Origin of the sequence: Streptomyces sp. 2323.1, from assembly GCF_900221035.1 — a bacterium.
Taxonomy (GTDB): domain Bacteria; phylum Actinomycetota; class Actinomycetes; order Streptomycetales; family Streptomycetaceae; genus Streptomyces; species Streptomyces sioyaensis.
On the sequence record NZ_LT907981.1, the window covers coordinates 586,964 to 602,034 of the forward strand.

Sequence of the window (15,071 nt, forward strand, 5' to 3'; positions counted from 1 at the left end):
GCCCCGTCGGGAGAGCGGCACCCCGCCCCTCACGTGCGGAAGGTCGCCGCGAGGTACGACACCAGCTCCGGACCGCTCACCTGCGAAGAGCGCAGCCCCAGGTAGCCGTCGGGACGGATGACGAACCCGGCGCCGCCGGCTGCGCCGTAGCTCTGCCGGAACTCGTCCAGCGCATCCCGGACGACGGGCAGCAGCAGGCCGTCCGTCGCGGTGTGCGGGGCCACGATCACCCAGGCGTCCAGCTGCCCGTGCGCCGCGCTCCGCGCCGACGCCACCAGCTCGCCGTACGGCGCCAGCTGCTCCGGGTGGTCCGCATAGAGCAGCACGGTGTGCTCCTGGCCGCGCAGGAGGTCGAACAGCCGGGACGGGAAGGCGGTGAGGTCGAAGCGGAGACCGCCGCAGTCCGGTGCCCGGTCGCCGGGCGCGGGGCCCTGGTGCGGCGGCCGGTCCGGCGCGACGATCGGGCTGCCCCGGTAGTTGACGAGCAGCTGGGCCTCGCGCCGGATCACCGTCGACGGGTCGTCCGGATCCGCCTGGACGCCCTCAGCGGCGTGCCGCACCGTCCGCTGCACCACCTCCTCGCCCACGGGGCGGCGTTCCGCGTCGTAGCTGCGCAAGAGCTGCGCACTCGCCGTCGACCGCACCGCCATGGCCACCTTCCAGGCGAGGTTGCAGGCGTCCTGGATACCGGTGTTCATGCCCTGGGCGCCGGTAGGCGGATGGATGTGGGCGGCGTCCCCCGCGAGGAACACCCGGTGCGCGCCGTAGTGGTCCACCAGGCGGTGGCTGATCCGGAAGACCGAGGACCAGCGGAGCCGGGAGGCGGTGGCGGGCTGCGGGGCGAGCCGGTCCAGGACCGCCTGGAGGTGTTCCAGGCCGGGAGCGGGGCCACCGCCCTCCAGGCCGTGCAACAGGCCCTCGTCACCGGGGAGTTGAGCACGGGAGAGTTCGGGCGGGACGAGCATGGACATCCGGTAGCGGTTGCGGCCGGGCAGCGGAATGCACACCAGCAGATCGTCGGTGTGCCCGTCGCGCTGGTGCATGGACCGGACCGCGTAGCCGGGCGGCAGTTCCCAGTCGACCTCGACGTCCCCCAGCATGTACTCCTCGGGGAGAGCGGCGCCCTCGAAGCCGAACCCGAGAACCTTGCGGACGATGCTGTGGGCGCCGTCGCATCCGAGGAGGTAGCCGGCGCTGATGCGTTCCCGGGCGCCGGAGGGCAGCGCGAGCTCGGCCCGGACCTCGTCGGCGTCCTGCGCGAAACCCACCAGCTCGGTGTCGCGTTCGATCCGGCCCCCGCCGTGCACGAGCGCTTCCTCCAGGATCCGCTCGGTGTCGTTCTGCGGAAGTGCGGCGAAGCGGTACGGAACCTCCGGCGGCAGGGTCAGTTCTATCCGCGCCTGCTGGGCGCCATTGACGTAGAGCAACTGCCCCCGCAGCGGCACCGCGGCCGCCAGGACCTCCCGGACCACCCCCATGCGGTCCCAGATCTCCAGCGTCCTGGGCTGGATGCCCACCGCCTTGGCGTACGGCTGCCGCGCGGGCAGCCGGTCGACGATGCGGCACCCGATCCCCCGACGCCGCAGCTCACAGGCCGCCGTCAGCCCGACCGGCCCGGCCCCCACGACCAGCACCTCCACGTCGGTCACTGCTGTCTCCCCTGCTGCCTCCTGTACGCAGACGCACTTCTTTCCAATGGACCACAGGGTGGTGCGCCTGTCTATTTCATGGTGGTTTGGCGATGTGCGCCCCTTGGTGCGGTCCCGCCGAAGCGGGGGCGGATGTGGGCTTCAGGGTCCGACCGGCCCTGCACCTCGCCGTACCGGCCGACACGGGCCGTTGCACCGGGTTGCCACGGGTCGTTGCACCAGGCCGCCACGGGTCGTTGCATCGCACCGGCGCCCGTGCGCGGTGCGTGCGGACCTGCGCAGCGCATGCAACACGTGCGCCGGATGCGCTCGGCGGACACCCCGGGGCCGGGCAGGTGATCGCGGGGCCCGTGGGTGTCATGCGCCTCGGGCAAGAACGGTGCGCCCCTGCCGGTCTGATCAGGTGCGCCGTGTGCAGGCACGGTCGCGGACGGACGGCAAGGGTGCAGGGCGTAAGGCGAGGGCGCTACCGCGCGCTCTGCCGAGGGTAAGTCGGGGCATGGTTGTCTCTTCCCCGTCAAATTCACGGCGCCGTACGGAAATGAGGTTCGAGCATCGTTCGAACACGCACACCGTTAAGACGCCGGGTTTTCTGAAATGCCGCCAGGCAACTGCGCGGCGGGCGACGGGAGTACCCGCATGGAATTTCGTCAGGCATCGAAATCGACCGCCCGGAATGAATTTCGGGGCCACGGGATCCGGGGCATCACGGCGGCAGCCGTCCTGTTGGCGGCCGGTGTGCTGAACCTCGCGTCCGGAGCGCCGGCCGAGGCCCGGGGAGGCGCCTGGGACCGCCTCGCCGGGTGCGAGAGCGGAGGGAACTGGCGTATCGACACGGGAAACGGCTTCTCCGGAGGGCTGCAGCTCGCCCACTCCACCTGGCACTCGTTCGGCGGCGGCGCCTATGCGTCACGGGCCGGGCGGGCGACCCGGGCACAGCAGATCCAGGTCGCGGAACGGGTGCTGGCCCGTCAGGGCTGGAGCGCCTGGCCGGCCTGCTCGGCCTCGCTGGGGCTCAACTCGGCCACCCGGCACAGCGCGCCACGCTCCACCACCGCGCACGCCACCCCGCAGCGGCACACCGGTGCGCCGGCCCGCGGCCGGGTACGGCATCCGCAGATCCATGAGAAGCGCCACAAAGACGGAAGTCATCGGAGTACCGGCAGGTCGCTCGTCGTCAACACCGGGGACACGGTGAGCGGCCTCGCGTATGCGCACGGATGCGACTGGCGCGAATTCTACCGGCTGAACCGAAAGGCGATCGGGGCGAATCCGCATCTCATTTTCCCCGGCATGCGACTGGTCCTGCCGCGTTCCGCGGGGCACTGAGCACGGTTCGCAATCCCCGGTATTTCCCGGCGTGTTGAGGGAAATCCGCTGATGCTCCGCCCCTGCACGGCACGGTGGCTCGTCCGGACGGACGAGCCACCGTCAGGCGCTCTCGCCGGGCGGGGAATTCCACTGGAAGCGGTCCGGCTCCCCCGGTCCCCCGCTGACCGGTCGACTGGGGCATTCCGGCCGCCGGCGTCCTAGGAGGCCGCGGCCTTGTCGCCGACGCGCGTCATGCAGAGGTTCAAGGTCTCGTAGTGGCCGCTGAGTTGCCGGTAGCGGGTCTCACCGGGCCCGCATTCGGCGTGCGGTTCACGCCTTACGACCTTGTACTTCGCCGCGGGCTCGGCACAGCCGACCGTCCGGAGAATCGGCTCGTCGTCCGTGCCGCCGGTCTGCTGCAGGCAGTCGCCCACCTGGGCCGTACCGGCGCTGTGCGGATCGACCCTGGGACGCTTGCGGCTCTCGGCGTTGTACTCGTCCTGGTGCAGCGCCACCCAGGTGGCCACCCCGCCGAAGAGCACAAGGACGAGGAGCGCACGGACGATGCCGGGTATCCGCACCTGCCGCGGCGGCCGCCCACCGGGCGGCCCGGGTACGGGGCCGCCGGGCAGCTGACCGCCGGGGTAGCCGCCCTGCTGCGGCATCCCGGGACCGCCGTACGGAGCCTGCGCCGGCTGCCCGTAGGGGACCTGTCCCGGCGGTCCGTACGGGGACGGGCCCGGCTGTCCGTAAGGGGCCTGGCCCGGCTGTCCGTAGGGGCCGTAACCGCCCTGCGGTGGGGAGGGCATGGACACAGAAGCGAGTCCTTTCGTGTGGGCGCAACCGAGCATGCGCCCAGCGCTCCGAGCCGATGTTGATCACCGCAGGCTAATGGGTGGGGCCACCGTCCCCAACACGGGCCCATGGGACGGACACCGGGCTCCGCCCCGCCCGGACGCGGCACGCCGGCATCCGGCACGCGGCACGCCGGCTCGGACGTGCCCGGCTCAGGCCTGCCCAGCTCAGACGTGCCGGCTCAAGCGTGCCCGGCTCAAGCGCGCCGCCGGACTCGGTGCCGGTAGCGCGCCTGGCCGGTGCTGAACGGACGGAGCCGTTCCGGGGTCAGGCGGTTGCGTAGACGGCGCTTGCGAACTCCGCGATCTGTTTGTCGCTGAGGTTCTTGGCGAGATCGGCCTCGGTGATCATTCCCACCAGTTGGTGGCCGCCCTTGACGTCGATCACCGGCAGGCGCTTGATGTGCTGCTTCTCCATGGTCTGCAGCACCTCCTTGGCGTCCGCGTCGGCGTCGATCCAGTGCAGCCGTCCGCCCATCGAACCGGCCTGTACCGTCGCCGGATCGATCCCTTCGGCACAACACGAGACGACGATGTCACGATCGGTGATCAACCCGGTCAGCTTGTTGTTGTCACCGCAGATGGGCAGGCAGCCGACGTCCAGATCGCGCATCATCTTCGCCGCGTCCTTCAAGGACTCGTGTGCCCCCACGCAGTGTGCTCCGCCGGACATGATGTCCCGCGCCCGCAGCTTGCTGGCCATGATTCCTCCTGCCTCAGGAGTGTGGTTCGCCTTGCCTTCGATCACATCACGGATGGTCCGTCGTCGCTTCCCGGGCCCCACCGCCCCTCCCCGCAGCCGATCCCACAAATTTCGGTGTCAACTACCATCGCGCACAAGCTCTTCTCCTGCAGCGACTGCCGTACCCGGGCCGGGCCTGCGGCGTAGTGTCGAACGCTGTGACGTCGAATCCCTTCTTTGCGCCGAGCGATCTGCCCTACGAGCTGCCGCCCTTCGCGCGGATCCGTAACGAGCACTTTCTGCCCGCCTTCGTACGCGGCATGGACGAGCAACTGGCCGAGGTGGCGGCGATCAGCGCCGGTGCCGGGCCGGCGACCTTCGAGAACACCGTCGAGGCGCTGGAGCGCAGCGGCGCGGTGCTGGACCGGGTGAGCCGGGTGTTCTTCAACAAGGCGGCCTGCGACACCGATGACGAGATCCAGGCGCTCGAAGCCGAGATCACTCCCCGGCTGGCCGCCCATGACGATGCACTGCTGCTCGACCCCGCCCTGTTCGCCCGGCTCGACGCGCTCCACGAGCGGCGCGAGCAGCTCGGGCTGGACGCGGAACAGCGGATGCTGCTGGAACGCCATCACACCCGCCGGGTCCGCGCAGGTGCGCGCCTCGCCCCGGAACAGCAGCAGCGGCTGCGCGAGCTCAATGCCGAAATCGCCGCCCGGTCCATCGAGTTCGGACAGAACCTGCGCACCGCCGACGCGGCCGCCGCGCTGGTGCTGGACCGTGCCGAGGAGCTGGCCGGGCTGTCGGCGGACCAGATCGCGGCCGCCGCCCGGAACGCCCATGCGCTCGGGCACGAGGGCAAGTTCGTACTCAGCCTGAAGAACTTCTCGAACCAGCCGGAGCTGGCCGCGCTCGACGATCCCGCCCTGCGCGAACGGCTGCTGGCCGCCTCCCTGGGGCGCGGTATCGACACCAACGGCCCGGTCGCCGTCACCCTGGCCCGGCTCCGCGCCGAGCGCGCCGCCCTGCTCGGCTACCCCAGCCACGCCGCCTGGGAGGTCGCGGACCGGACCGCCGGCACCACCGAGGCCGTCGAGACCCTGCTCGGCCGGCTGGTCGCACCCGCCGTCGCCAATGCCGAGCGGGAGGGCGCGGCCCTGGCCGAGGCGGCCGGAGTCGCCGAGATCGGCGCGGCGGACTGGCAGTACTACTCCGAGCGGGTGCGCAAGGAACGCTTCGATCTCGACGCGGCGGCGCTGCGGCCGTATCTGGAGCTGGAGACCGTGCTGCACGACGGTGTCTTTCATGCCGCCGGGCTGGTCTACGGGATCAGCTTCACCCCGCGCCCCGATCTGGTGCCGCACCACCCGGATGCCCGCGTCTACGAGGTGCACGACGCCGACGGAAGTCAACTCGGCCTGTACATCGGCGACTTCCACGCCCGTGAGTCCAAGCGGGGCGGCGCCTGGATGGACGCGCTGGTGCCGCAGTCCCGTCTGCTCGGCCACCAGCCGGTGGTCGTCAACCATCTCAACGTCGCGAAGCCGCCGGCCGGCGAACCGGTGCTGCTGACGTGGAGTGAGGTCCACACGCTCTTCCACGAGTTCGGGCATGCGCTGCACGGTCTGTTCTCGGACGTCCGCTACCCACTGCTGTCGGGCACCCAGGTGCCGCGCGACTTCGTCGAGTTCCCGTCCCAGGTCAACGAGGTGTGGGCGGACTGGCCGGAGGTTCTGGCGCATTACGCCCGCCACCACGTCACCGGCGAGCCGATGCCGCCCGAACTGCCCGCCCGGCTACGCGAGGCGGAGACCTTCGGTGCGGGGTTCCGGATGGTCGAGCACCAGGCGGCCGCGGTGCTCGACTGGGCCTGGCACAGCCTTTCTGCCGACCAGGTGCCGGAGGAAGGCGCCGCCGAGGCGTTCGAGGCGGCCGCCCTTGAGCGCCACGGGCTCGCGATGGCCGCGATCCCGCCGCGTTACCGCACCGGCTACTTCGCCCATGTCTTCCACGGCGGCTACGCGGCCGGGTACTACGGCTACCGCTGGGCGGAAGTCCTGGACGCCGACACCGTCCGCTGGTTCCGGGAGAACGGGAAGACGGTCCGCAAGAGCGGAGAGATCTTCCGCCGGGAACTGCTGAGCAAGGGCGGCAGCGTCGATCCGATGGGGGCGTTCCGCGCGGTGGTCGGCCGGGATGCGCAGATCGAGCCGCTGCTGGCGCGGCACGGGCTGGAGGGCTGAGCGGCACGGCCGCGCCGCAAGTACGGTCGGCGGCCCCTCCGCAGAAATGGCAGGCGGCCGCCCTCACCCCGCCACGAAGCGGTGCTGCGCCTCCCCCTGGAGCCGCCCCGGAGGGAGCTTGCGTCCGTACGCGACCAACAGCAGGTCCTGGGCGGTGCCGTAGAGCGGGGCTCCGGTGCCAAGGGACCAGTCGAGGTCCTCGGCGTGGAGTGCGATACCGCTGAGGTCGGCCCCGAAGAACCGGGCGGTCCTGGGGGTGATCTGCTCCAGGAGGAAGCGGACGCGGGCGGCGGGAACCTGCCGGTCGAGGCCGAGGGGGACGGTGAAGTCCAGGCCGTGGACCACGTCGTGCCCGAGCGCCGACGCCAGTCCGCCCACCGGCGAGGTCCAGGGGTGCGTCGCATTGTCCTGGAGGAGGCCAACTTCACCCGGGCCGCGGCCCGTCTGCATCTGGCGCAGCCCGGGGTGAGCGCCCAGATACGGCAGCTCGAACGGGAGCTGGGGCAGCCGCTCCTCGACCGCGGAGGCCGGGCGGTGACCGTGACGGAGGTGGGGCGGGCCGTCCTCCCCTATGCGCGGGCCGCGCTCGCCGCCGCCGAGGGGATCCGGCAGAGCGTGGACGAGTTCAGCGGGCTGCTGCGGGGGCGGGTCCGGGTCGGCCTGGTCTCGGGCGCGAGCACCCGCCGATTCGATATGGCCTCGCTGCTGGCCGATTTCCACGACGCCCATCCGCAGGTCGAGATCTCCCTCACGGAGGACACCTCGGAGCGGATGCTCGACGCGCTGCACCGCGGGGAACTCGACCTCGCCGTGACCGGCCTCGTGGCGGACGAGCCGCCGCCGGGGATCTCCGTGCAGCTCGTGGTCGACGAGCCCCTGGTCGCCGCCGTCGCGGCCGACGATCCCCTGCTCAGGACGTACCCGGCCGGTGGGAGCATCCCGCTGGCCGCGCTCCGCGACCGCCCGTTGATCAGCCTGCCGCGCGGTACCGGTCTGCGCGGGGTACTCGAACGCGCCTGCGCGGAGGCGGGGTTCCGGCCCCGTATCGCCTTCGAGGCGGCCGCTCCGCCGGTGCTGGAGCGGCTCGCCGCCCGGGGGCTCGGCGTGGCCGTCATCCCGCCGCCGGCGGACGGGGCCGCGGCCGGGCTGCGGACGCTGGCGCTCGCCGCGCCGCAACCTCGCGGCCGGGTCGCCCTGACCTGGCGGACGGACGGGCCCGCCGCCCCCGCTGCCAGGGCCCTGCTGGCGCGGCTGCGCAGCACGCTGCCCGTCCCGGGGGCCGACGCGGCGCCACCGGAGGAGGCCCAGGAGTCGTCCGCGGCGCCGCGTCCGCGCCGCCGGAAGCCGTCCGGAGCGCGCGAGCGTCCGGCCGGCTGAGGCCCTCGGCGGGCAGCGGACGGATCACCAGGCCGCGGGGGCGTAGTCCTTCAGGAAGCAGCCGAACAGGTCCTCACCGAGCTCGCCGCGGACGATCGGGTCGTAGACCCGGGCGGCGCCGTCGACCAGGTCGAGCGGGGCGTGGAAGCCCTCGTCCGCCAGGCGCATCTTGTCGGGGTGCGGGCGCTCGTCGGTGATCCAGCCGGTGTCGACGGCGGTCATGAGGATGCCGTCGGTCTCCAGCATCTCCCTGGCGCTGGTGCGGGTGAGCATGTTCAGCGCCGCCTTGGCCATATTGGTGTGCGGATGCCCGGCGCCCTTGTAGCCGCGGCTGAACTGACCCTCCATCGCCGAGACGTTGACCACGTACTTACGGCGCGCGGGGGCCGCCGCCATCGCCGGGCGCAGCCTGCTCACCAGCAGGAAGGGCGCGGTCATATTGCACAGCTGGACTTCCAGCAGCTCGACCGGGTCGACCTCATCGACCTTCTGGATCCAGCTGTTGGTCGCGTGCAGATCGGGGACCAGCCCGCCGGCGTCGATCGCGGTGCCCGCCTCGATCCGGGCGGGCGAGGCGGAGCCGGTGGTCAGGGCGAGCGCGGTGATGTCCTCGGCGGTCAGGGCGCCGGAGCCGGCCGTGGCGGCGGGGAGCGCGGCGGGGGCACCGCTGCCGAAGTGGCCGAGGACGACCGAGGCGGGCAGTTCCCCGGCGGGCAGCGGCGCGGATTCGGCGGCGATCAACTGGCCGTAGGCGTCGGGCGACCGGCGGACGGTCTGGGCGGCGTTGTTGATCAGAATGTCGAGCGGGCCTTCGGCGCTCACCGCATCGGCGAGGGCGAGGACCTGCGCCGGGTCCCGGAGATCGATGCCGACGATCTTCAGCCGGTGCAGCCACTCCGCGCTGTCCGGCATCGCCTTGAAGCGGCGGATGGCGTCGTTCGGGAAGCGGGTGGTGACGGTGGTGTGGGCGCCGTCGCGCAGCAGCCGCAGCGCGATGTACATGCCGATCTTCGCCCGGCCGCCGGTGAGCAGCGCGCGCCGGCCGGTGAGGTCGGTGCGGGCGTCGCGGCGGGCCCGGTTCTCCTTGGCGCAGGGCGGGCAGAGCTGGTGGTAGAAGGCGTCGACCTGGACGTAGCGGCTCTTGCAGGTGTAGCAGGACCGGGGCCGCTCCAGGATTCCGGCGATCTCGCTCGTCACGGAGCTGCTGAGGGCCAGCCCCTGCGTCTCGTCATCGATCCGGTCGGGGGCGCCGGTGGCGGTGGCCGCGGTCACCGCCCGGTCGTTGGCGGTCTTGGCCGCCCGGCGCTCGTGCCGGCGCCGCTGCTTCACCTTGCGGTAGATCCCGGCCGTGGCGCGCCGTATGGCGATGGCGTCGGGGTGGTCGATGGGCAGCGCGTCGAGCTCCTCCAGCACGCTGAGGCAGACCGCCATCCGTTCCGCGTCGATACCCGCGCCCTCGGCCATGCCTGTTTCGGTCACCGTCATCGCCGCTGCCGCTTCCCCTGGGATCGTGTGTTCTATTCAAGCTTCGGCGGAACTGTACGTAGACGGGGGCCACGGCGCCAAACCCGGTGGGTGGGAAAGCGGTGGTCGCAGGGCTCCTGGCGCCGGCGACGGACGCGCCGGCCGGCTCCCGCGCCGGCCCGCGCCCACGCGCTGCGGGCCGACGAGAACGGCCGGGCCCCGGTCATGGCCGACGGGCCCGGCGCGCGTCCGCACGGGGCCCGTCGGCTCCGCCTCCCTCGCCGGCGGCCGTCACGTCACCGGGTCATGGCCCAGCTCGATGTCGCACTCGCCGTGCCCGGCGGCCCCCACGGACAGCGGGGTCGCCACCGGCGGGTAGCCGCTGGCGATCAGGGTGTAGTCGCCGCTGTCGAGATCGGTGAAGACGTACTCACCGTCCCGGCCGCTGGTGGCGGTGCCCACGACATTGCCCGCCGGGTCCAGCAGGGTCACCCGGGCGTCGTCCACCGGACTGCCGTGTGCCGTGCGGACGGTGCCCCGGACCTGGGCGCCGAGCGTCAGCCGGACCTCGTACCAGTTGCGGGCGCCGGAGGCGACCTCTACCTGGAGCGCGGACGGGCGGTGGTGCGCGGCGCTGACGGCCAGGGTGTAGCTGCCCGGGCTCAGTTCAGCGAAGGCGAAGCCGCCGTCCTGGCCGGCCACACCCGACGCCACGACCTCGCCGCGGACGTCGGTGGCCACGACGAGTGCGCCGGGCACCGGGTCGTCGCCCTTCTCCGCACGGACCTCGCCCGACAGGCCCGCGGCACCGCTGAGCGTCAGATCGAACGACACCGGCTCCGCGCCCACCACGACGGTCGCGGCCTGCGGCTGACGAGCCCCCGCGGAGCCGATCAGCACATAGGTGCCGGCGCCGGTCGTGGGCAGGGCGTAGCCGCCGTCGGCCCCGGTCGAGGTACGGCCGAGCTGCCGGCCGCCGACACTGATCAGGGTGACCGCGGCCCGGTCCACCGGCCGGCCGTCGCCGTCCCGCACCGTGCCCCGGATCGCGGGACCGGTCGCACCGGTCACGGAGCCGGCGGGCGGTGCGGCGAGGGCCGGTACGGGCTCGTCGGCCGGGACAGCGGCCGGTTGGGCACGTTCGGCGCGTTCGTCCGGAGCAGGCGAACCAGCGGCGTCAGCCCCGTCCGCGGCACCCGCCGCGTCGTCGGCTACACCGTCCGCCGCGCCCCCGGCGGACTGCGCTGCCGCGTCGGCCTCCGCCTCGGCCTGGGCCCGTGCCTGCAGGCCGGACAGCTGCCGCAGCGGCATCTCCTTGATGAACCACATCAGCACAAAGGCCAGTGCGACGACGACCGCGCCCATGAGGAACACGGTGTGCATCGAGTCCGCGAAGCCGCGCTTGAACGGCTCGGCCAGCCGCGGGTCGAGGTGCTGGATGAACGACGAATCGCTCAGCACGCCCGAGGAGTTGCCGTTGCCGGGGTGCTTGAGCATGTCCAGCACGGGCTTGTTGGCGGGGTCGTGCAGCACCGCGGGGTCGTGCAGTGCGGCCTGGAACCGCTCGGTGGACACGGCGTCTTTGAACGCCCCGGAAATCTTCTCGCCGACCGTGCTGAACAGCACCGACAGGAAGATCGCGGTGCCCACGGTGGCACCCATCTGCCGGAAGAACGTGGCCGACGAGGTCGCCACGCCCATGTCCCGCGGCGGCACCGCGTTCTGTACGGACAGCACCAGGGTCTGCATACAGCCGCCCAGACCGAGGCCGAAGACCAGCATGTAGAACATGGTCTCCCACAGCGGGGTGTCCCACTGGACGCGGAAGTGGAAGAGCAGCATCGACGCGAACATCAGCGCGGTGCCGATGATCGGGAAGATCTTGTAGCGGCCGGTCTTGCCGGTGATCTGGCCGGACGCGACCGAAGCGATCAACATGCCCGCCATCAGCGGCAGCATCTCCAGACCCGACTTGGTGGGGCTGGCGCCCTTCACGATCTGGAGGTACTGCGGGATCATCAGCAATCCGCCGAACATCCCCATACCGATCAGCACGGACATCAGGCTCGTCTTGCTGAAGGTGCCGTTGCGGAACAGCCGCATCGGGATGAGGGCGTCGTCCCCGATCCGCCGCTCGACCAGGATCCAGGCGATGATGCCGACCACACCGATGGCATAGCAGGCGATCGACCGGGACGAGTCCCAGCCCCACTCCCGGCCCTGCTCCGCGACGAGCAGCAGCGGCACGACACCGAGCGAGATGGTGACCGCGCCCCACCAGTCGATGCGGTGATCGCGCCTGGTGTGCGGGATGTTGAGGACCTTGGCGACCACGAACAGCGCGATGATGCCGATCGGTACGTTGACCAGGAAGACCCAGCGCCAGCCGGTGAGGCCCAGCAGCTGGTCCTGGCCCGCCAGGGCGCCGCCGATCAGCGGCCCGGCCACACTGGAGGTGGCGAAGGTGCCGAGCATGTAGCCCTGGTACCGGGCGCGTTCCCGGGGCGGCACGATGTCACCGAGGATCGCCAGCGCCAGCGACATCAGACCGCCCGCGCCCAGGCCCTGTACGGCCCGGAACGCGGCGAGTTCGGTCATCGAGGTGGAGAAGGTGCACAGCACCGAACCCGCGACGAAGATCGTGATCGCGGCCAGGTAGTAGGGCTTGCGGCCGTGCAGGTCGGACAGCTTGCCGTACAGCGGGGTGGCGATCGTCGAGGTGATCAGATAGGCGGTGGTCGCCCAGGCCTGCTGGCTGAGGCCGTGCAGATCGTCGGCGATGGTCCGGATCGAGGTGCTGACGATGGTCTGGTCGAGGGCGGCCAGGAACATCCCCAGCATCAAGCCGCTGAGGATGGTGAGGATCTGACGGTGACTCAGGAAGCCTGGGGCGGGTATCGCCTCGGCTCCCGCCTCGGGCGGAGAGGTGGCTGTGCTCATGTACGTATGTCTCCCTGCTCCACGGCGGCGCCCTGGTCTCCCCCGGGACCCAGCCGTGTGTGTTGTCGTTCTGCCATGTCCTCGTTGAGGCGGCCCAGCAGCCGGATCAGATCGGCCCGGTCCTGGGGCGACCACGGTTCGAGCAGCTCAGCCAGTTCGGCGTCGCGCTGACGGCGGTACTGAGCGAAAGCGGCACGCCCGGCCTCCGTCGCGGCCAGCAGCGACCCACGGCGGTCCTCCGGATCGGGGCGACGGGTGACCAGGCCCCGTTCGACCAGCGAACGCACCTGACGGCTGACGGTCGACAGGTCCAAGAAGGCGTCGGCGGCCAGGTCGGTCGCCCGCTGATCCCCGCCGACCACCAGCCTGGCCAGCAGCACCCGGTCGGCCGCACCGCCGTCCGCCTTGGCGCGTTGCTTCCATGCCGCCATCAGCCGGGAGAAGCGGACGATCTCCGTCCCCAGCCCGGCGGCAGCGTCCTCCAGCCTCGACGAGGCGGTGACCTGCGCGGCAGCCCGGTCGCAGGCATGGACCGTGCCCTTACTCATCGTCGTGTTCCTTCGCGGTGATGCCGGTGATGCCATCGGTCGGCTGAATACATTGCTTGTATCCAGCAAGCATAGCGTCCGGATCCGGCCACGTCGCACCCCCACCGGCCATCCGGGGAATTCCTTAGGGCCTGTCCGGTGGATCACGGTCCGACCCGGCCGTGATCCACCGGACACGCCCTGGGCGCCGCCCTGTTCGGACCATGGCGCCCCCCCGGTGCAGGGGGCATGACAGGCTGACCGCGGACCGGCAAGGACAGGCGGACGGAAGGAAGCCGACGATGGGCTTGGACAGCGGCGCACCGCGGCGGGCAGCGCTCGCGACATGGCCGACCCCGCTGGAACCGGCACCGCGGCTGGCCCGCGAGCTGGGGCTCGGGGCGGAGGATCTCTGGATCAAGCGCGAGGACCTCACCGGTCTCGGCGGCGGCGGGAACAAGGTGCGCAAGCTGGAGTGGATCTGTGGTGCGGCGCTCGCCGAGGGCGCCACGACCCTGGTGACGACCGGCGCCGCGCAGAGCAACCATGCCCGGCTGACCGCAGCCGCCGGCGCCCGGCTCGGACTCGATGTGGTGCTGGTACTGGCCGGCTCGGCCACCTCGTCGTCCTCCGGGAACCTCGTCCTCGACGGCCTCTTCGGAGCCACCGTCGTATGGGCCGGGAACGTACGGGGCGCGGAACTCGCCGCCGCGGCGGAGCGGGTGGCGCAGCGGCTCCGGCAGCGGGGCGCCGTCCCGGCCGTGATCCCCCTAGGGGGTTCCAGCCCGCTGGGTGCGTACGGCTATGCCGAGTGCGGGCGCGAACTGCTCGGCCAGGCACCGGACCTGGACACCGTCGTCGTGGCCCTCGGGTCCGGTGGCACGATGGCCGGGCTGGTGGACACCCTCGGGCCCGGGAAGGTGCTGGGTGTCCACTGCGGTGCGGTGGACGACCCGGCGGGCACCGTGACCGAGTTGGTCTCCAGCCTGTCCGGCACGGTCCACGCCCCGGAGGCGCTGCGCCTGCGGCTCGACCAAGTCGGCGCCGGCTACAGCACCTTGACCGAGGAGTCGATGGAGGCGCTGACCCTGGCGGGCCGTACGGAGGGCATCGCCCTCGACCCCGTCTACACCGGGCGTGCGCTGGCCGGGCTGCGGGCGGCGGTGCGGGACGGCTCGGTGGCGGCCGGCCGGCGCACCGTACTGCTGCACTCCGGCGGGCTGCCCGGTCTGTTCGGCCATTCCGCCGCCGTCGCCCGGGCGCAGGACGCACTCACGGTCCTGTCGCCGTAACGCCGGCGGGCCCGGCTGCCACCGTCACCGCGGCGCCATCAGGGACGTTCCGGCCAGTGCGTTCAGATCTCGGGGAAGGCGTCGGGGACACCGAGCGTCCCCGCGACGGCCCGCCAGATGGCGGCCTGGGCGGCAGCGAGGTCGATCCTGGGGTCGCCCAGCATCAGCCGGATGCCGAAACCGTCGCTCAGCGCGAGCAGCAGCGAGCTGGTCGCGTCGACGTCGCAGTCGCGGAATTCGCCCGCCGCGATGCCCCGCCGGATGGCCTGGGCGAGCCAGGTGTGCAGCTGGTCGTAGAGATCGACGGCGAGCTGCTGGGCGGTCTCGTCGCGCAGGGCCCTGACCCACAGTTCCTGCCACAGCCGCCAGTCCTGCCGCAGCTCCGGGTCCGTGGGCAGCATGTTGTGCAGGATGCGGGCCAGGACCACGGAGGCCGGCACGGTGTCGGCGTCCCGTTCGAGTTCGGTGCCGGTCTGCCCGAAGGAATGGGTCATCGCCTCGGCGAAGAGCCGCTCGCGGTTCTCGAAGTGGTAGTGGAGCAGGGCCGTCGACACTCCGGCGTGTTCCGCGACCATCCGCATCCGGATCTTCTCGAAGCCGACCTCGGCGATCACTTCGCACGCGGCGGCAAGAATCCGTTCCCGCGTTTCGAGAGTGCGTCCAGCCTTGGCCACGTGAGTGCTCCCCGGGTCGTGTCGAAATCCTCGGCGGGCGCGGCGGGCCCGTCCGGCG

At 72.0% G+C, this 15,071-nt stretch carries 11 protein-coding genes and 1 pseudogene; 4 read left to right on the top strand and 8 right to left on the bottom strand.

The window, feature by feature from the left end; genetic code table 11:
- Positions 1-29: 29 nt before the first annotated feature.
- Entirely contained in the window at positions 30-1,649 is a 1,620-nt protein-coding gene (locus tag CPH93_RS02020) for an FAD-dependent monooxygenase (RefSeq protein ID WP_096211741.1), read from the bottom strand.
- Between the two features lie 639 nt (positions 1,650-2,288).
- Between CPH93_RS02020 and CPH93_RS02025 the strand changes: the two genes are divergently transcribed.
- Positions 2,289-2,978 carry a LysM peptidoglycan-binding domain-containing protein gene (locus CPH93_RS02025; RefSeq protein ID WP_096211742.1) on the top strand — a complete coding sequence of 230 codons (690 nt, stop codon included), beginning with the start codon at positions 2,289-2,291 and terminating at the stop codon, positions 2,976-2,978.
- A 200-nt stretch (positions 2,979-3,178) separates the two neighbouring features.
- Here CPH93_RS02025 and CPH93_RS02030 read toward each other — a convergent pair whose 3' ends face one another.
- On the bottom strand, positions 3,179-3,769 hold the full coding sequence (locus tag CPH93_RS02030) for an LppU/SCO3897 family protein (RefSeq protein WP_096211743.1): 591 nt from the start codon (positions 3,767-3,769) through the stop codon (positions 3,179-3,181).
- 313 nt (positions 3,770-4,082) lie between these two features.
- Positions 4,083-4,517 (bottom strand): CBS domain-containing protein, encoded by a 435-nt coding sequence (locus CPH93_RS02035; protein WP_093487769.1) that lies wholly within the window; start codon positions 4,515-4,517, stop codon positions 4,083-4,085.
- A 197-nt stretch (positions 4,518-4,714) separates the two neighbouring features.
- Here CPH93_RS02035 and CPH93_RS02040 point away from each other — a divergent pair, with 197 nt between their 5' ends.
- On the top strand, positions 4,715-6,739 hold the full coding sequence (locus tag CPH93_RS02040; protein ID WP_096211744.1) for a M3 family metallopeptidase: 2,025 nt from the start codon (positions 4,715-4,717) through the stop codon (positions 6,737-6,739).
- A 63-nt stretch (positions 6,740-6,802) separates the two neighbouring features.
- Here CPH93_RS02040 and CPH93_RS02045 read toward each other — a convergent pair.
- Positions 6,803-7,153: pseudogene (locus CPH93_RS02045) on the bottom strand (maleylpyruvate isomerase family mycothiol-dependent enzyme); the annotation flags it as partial.
- Here CPH93_RS02045 and CPH93_RS02050 point away from each other — a divergent pair.
- Positions 7,133-8,116, top strand: a complete 984-nt coding sequence (locus CPH93_RS02050; protein ID WP_096215260.1) for a LysR family transcriptional regulator — start codon at positions 7,133-7,135, stop codon at positions 8,114-8,116. The pseudogene CPH93_RS02045 and the gene CPH93_RS02050 sit on opposite strands and share 21 nt — an antisense overlap.
- A gap of 24 nt (positions 8,117-8,140) precedes the next feature.
- Here the strand turns inward: CPH93_RS02050 and CPH93_RS02055 are convergent, their stop codons facing one another.
- From CPH93_RS02055 to CPH93_RS02065, 3 genes are all read right to left on the bottom strand, one after another.
- Positions 8,141-9,601, bottom strand: coding sequence for an SDR family NAD(P)-dependent oxidoreductase (locus CPH93_RS02055; RefSeq protein ID WP_093487761.1), 1,461 nt, complete (start codon positions 9,599-9,601; stop codon positions 8,141-8,143).
- A gap of 270 nt (positions 9,602-9,871) precedes the next feature.
- Positions 9,872-12,520 (bottom strand): MFS transporter, encoded by a 2,649-nt coding sequence (locus CPH93_RS02060; RefSeq protein ID WP_096211745.1) that lies wholly within the window; start codon positions 12,518-12,520, stop codon positions 9,872-9,874.
- Positions 12,517-13,068 carry a MarR family winged helix-turn-helix transcriptional regulator gene (locus CPH93_RS02065; RefSeq protein ID WP_096211746.1) on the bottom strand — a complete coding sequence of 184 codons (552 nt, stop codon included), beginning with the start codon at positions 13,066-13,068 and terminating at the stop codon, positions 12,517-12,519. The genes CPH93_RS02060 and CPH93_RS02065 overlap by 4 nt, the downstream gene beginning before the upstream one ends.
- Positions 13,069-13,349: 281 nt before the next feature.
- Here CPH93_RS02065 and CPH93_RS02070 point away from each other — a divergent pair, with 281 nt between their 5' ends.
- Entirely contained in the window at positions 13,350-14,339 is a 990-nt protein-coding gene (locus tag CPH93_RS02070; protein ID WP_096211747.1) for a D-cysteine desulfhydrase family protein, read from the top strand.
- Between the two features lie 62 nt (positions 14,340-14,401).
- Here the strand turns inward: CPH93_RS02070 and CPH93_RS02075 are convergent, their stop codons facing one another.
- Positions 14,402-15,013, bottom strand: a complete 612-nt coding sequence (locus CPH93_RS02075) for a TetR/AcrR family transcriptional regulator (RefSeq protein WP_096211748.1) — start codon at positions 15,011-15,013, stop codon at positions 14,402-14,404.
- Between the last annotated feature and the right edge of the window lie 58 nt (positions 15,014-15,071).

Bases quoted from the DNA above. Each gene is read 5' to 3' on its own strand.
- CPH93_RS02025 (WP_096211742.1), top strand. From the start codon at position 2,289: ATGGAATTTCGTCAGGCATCGAAATCGACCGCCCGGAATGAATTTCGG.
- CPH93_RS02030 (WP_096211743.1), bottom strand. From the start codon at position 3,769: ATGCCCTCCCCACCGCAGGGCGGTTACGGCCCCTACGGACAGCCGGGC.
- CPH93_RS02035 (WP_093487769.1), bottom strand. From the start codon at position 4,517: ATGGCCAGCAAGCTGCGGGCGCGGGACATCATGTCCGGCGGAGCACAC.
- CPH93_RS02055 (WP_093487761.1), bottom strand. From the start codon at position 9,601: ATGACGGTGACCGAAACAGGCATGGCCGAGGGCGCGGGTATCGACGCG.
- CPH93_RS02060 (WP_096211745.1), bottom strand. From the start codon at position 12,520: ATGAGCACAGCCACCTCTCCGCCCGAGGCGGGAGCCGAGGCGATACCC.
- CPH93_RS02065 (WP_096211746.1), bottom strand. From the start codon at position 13,068: ATGAGTAAGGGCACGGTCCATGCCTGCGACCGGGCTGCCGCGCAGGTC.
- CPH93_RS02070 (WP_096211747.1), top strand. From the start codon at position 13,350: ATGGGCTTGGACAGCGGCGCACCGCGGCGGGCAGCGCTCGCGACATGG.